The following is a 2,732-nucleotide window of genomic DNA, read 5'->3' as shown; positions in this document are numbered from 1 at the left end:
TGGCCGCCACGAGAGACAACGTCGCACTCGCCGCAACCCCCAGACCGAGACCGACAGCCGACCGCGAACGACGACGCGTCGAAGACTTGCGATGATTCACGAAAATTTCCTCCTGCCATAAAGGCGGTAGAGCAGACGCCCGACAAGGCCAAGAGCCCCACGACGCCCGCACCGAAAGTGACCTGCGTGAAGGTGAAAACGAACGTCAGACAGGCCACCCCCGAAACCCCCGGAACGACCGGGATGGCGGGGGAACGCAGCGAACGGGGTGACCGGATGGATGGGATGACCGGGTGGATGGGGTGATCGGCTAGCGGGGTGATCGCGTGCATGGATGGGCGAACCCAACTCCAAGCCCTCGCACAACCGCTGAACCATCACTCCCGCACCCCACACCCCGGATTCAGACGCACCAAAACCCAACGACACCGTCGAAGACACCCCAGAACGCGAAAACCCCGCAGAATGCGAGGACCCGGCAGAGCTCCCAGGCACCGCAGACTCCGAGGGCCCTGCAGAAGGCGCAGGAACGGCCGTACCCAACGGCACAGTTGGGGACGCGCCAGAATGCGAGGGCCCGGCAGGGTACGGGGGAGCGCCGACAGCCCCAGGCACCGCCGAAGGCGCCGCACCAGCCGGCGCCAACCCGTCCCCCGCATTCACTGCATCCGCAGGATGCGCCGGGCACGGCGAAGAAGTCCAAGAGGCGGCCGAGGCCGGAACCGTCGACTCCGCCACATGCCTGGGGTGTGCGCGGCGAGAGGCAGACGCCGGATACGCCGACTCCGAAACGGGCGTGGGGTGCCCCGGATCCGCCGAAGATACCGGGTACGCCGAGCGTTCCGGGTGTGCAGCGGACACCGGGTAGGCGGGATGTGTTCCGTTCGCCGGCGGTCCTGCCTGGCCTGGCGCCACACGCGCCGAGGGCGCGGCGGGTGCGGCCGCACGCGAGCCGCCAGCGACAGAGTCCTGGCGCGCCGTCAACCGGTCCCAGATGCAGGCAGGCTGACGGTGCTGCCCACTACGGCCGCAGTTTCCATCGGACGCCGTCATTCACTACTCCAAAACAGCAAAGGAGGAAGGCAATACACCCCGCCACGACCGCCCCGACCGACACAGCTGCACGGCTGCCACGGCCGACGGGGCTACCGGAGCTGCCCAGCTGCTGCAGCCGACTGGCTGCCAAGGCCGGCCTAACAAGGGGAAAGGGGCCACGTCCGAGGAGAAGGGGCCACGTCTGAGGGTGGCCGGCCGGGGCCATGCACCATATGTCGCACGACAACCGCACCACACGACAGGCAGACCGGACAGAGCAGCCAAGGCGGGGCAGACAGTTCGGCAGGGTGGGCGGGGAAGTCGAAGTAGGCACAGGGTGGCTGGGGTGACGTCAGGCCGAGAAGTCGTCCCGCCGCCAGACGAAACGTCCCTGCCACAACCGGCTCCCGGCCCGAGCAGCGCGAGCTACCGAGGCCCGGCACGGCGGGCGTACCGGCCGCACGGCATCACCGCAACCGGCACGCACCACCGCACACGGCCCGCATCACACACACCCCACAAGCCAGACGCGCAGCCGACGATCCCAACAACACACACGACCGGCAAACCACAAGGCGTGCGGCCCGCGAACACCACGGGCACGACACAGACCGCAAACCCACAACCCAGAACCCCGAACTTGGAACCCGGCACCGGGCGGACCACCGGCCGCAAGCCGGAGACGGCCACATCAGGCCGGACACAAGCCCACGCCCCACACCCAGCCGGAACGCAGAACCCGTTAGCACACCAGGCAGGACACAGGACCGCAAACCGCGATCAGCGGAGTGCAGGACCGCATCAGACCAGGCACAGCACAAGGCCCGGTTCCACATGAGGCGAGACCCAAAGCCACACCCCGCAGCAGACCAAGCACAGAACCACATCGCACAGCGGGACGGAGGTCCAGGACCGCCTCCCACAGCGCGCGGAGCCCAGGACCAAGACCTCCAACGGACGGAGGTCAGGGCCGGGTCCTCCAACGGGCGGGGGCAGGGCAGGATTCCGCCGGCGGGCAGTGCGGGGCCCTGTTCCGCCGGTGGGCGCGGCCGGGGCCGGCTTCCCGACGTGCCGGGATCCGCGGGTGGGGCGGGTGCAGGGCCGCGTTTCGCTGCATGAGCGGCCCTGCACCACCGGGTCTTACTGCTGCACGCTGATGGCCTGCGAAGCCTCAGACTGCGCGACCGCGTACGGCGAGCACGAGTTGACCGCCTCGGACTCGTTGTGCGCGTCCACGTGAGCGACCTTCTTCGTGATGGTGGTCATCTTGGTGAAGTTGAACGAGAACTTCCCCAGCGCCTCCCGCCCGGGCAGCAGCTCCGCGGTCTCGGCCTCAAGCTGGTCCATGTTCATGGAGAAAACACCTTTCATCCTGTCAAAGGAACGGTCGAACAGAATCGGCACCGAGCCCAGACAACCCGGGAAAAGCACTTCCCCAGGCCGCCCGCCCTGGCCCCGTCCTGCACCTGCGGCACAAGCAGCCGGCCGGCGGTGAACACACACGCCCGCCACACCACCCGCACCACCAGCATCCGAACGAACGGGGAACCCACCACCCCGCAGCCGGGTCATGCGGGAACCCGGCTGCGGAGCAGCGAAAACGGCGGACCCATTGCCACGAGGGCCAACAGGTCATGACCAAACCCCGCCGTCCAAACACTCCGAACAATTTGTCCGGAGGCCCTGGACGGTAGCCG

At 68.2% G+C, this 2,732-nt stretch carries 2 protein-coding genes; one reads left to right on the top strand and one right to left on the bottom strand.

Annotated elements, in window-relative coordinates; translation table 11 throughout:
• Positions 1 to 306 (top strand): hypothetical protein (locus ADL25_RS50375; RefSeq protein WP_234380757.1); only part of this gene is annotated, 306 nt, incomplete at its 5' end.
• A gap of 1,869 nt (positions 307 to 2,175) precedes the next feature.
• Here the strand turns inward: ADL25_RS50375 and ADL25_RS08945 are convergent.
• Entirely contained in the window at positions 2,176 to 2,388 is a 213-nt protein-coding gene (locus ADL25_RS08945; RefSeq protein WP_059127133.1) for a hypothetical protein, read from the bottom strand.
• Positions 2,389 to 2,732 lie beyond the last annotated feature (344 nt).

The sequence above is a fragment of the Streptomyces sp. NRRL F-5122 genome (genome assembly GCF_001507435.1).
Taxonomy (GTDB): domain Bacteria; phylum Actinomycetota; class Actinomycetes; order Streptomycetales; family Streptomycetaceae; genus Streptomyces; species Streptomyces lannensis.
The sequence above is the reverse complement of the archived record's forward strand: the minus strand, read 5'-3'. Positions and strand labels throughout refer to the sequence as shown.

What these genes read in the sequence shown, in the direction of transcription:
- ADL25_RS08945 (WP_059127133.1), bottom strand. Translation starts at nt 2,388, where the DNA reads ATGAACATGGACCAGCTTGAGGCCGAGACCGCGGAGCTGCTGCCCGGG.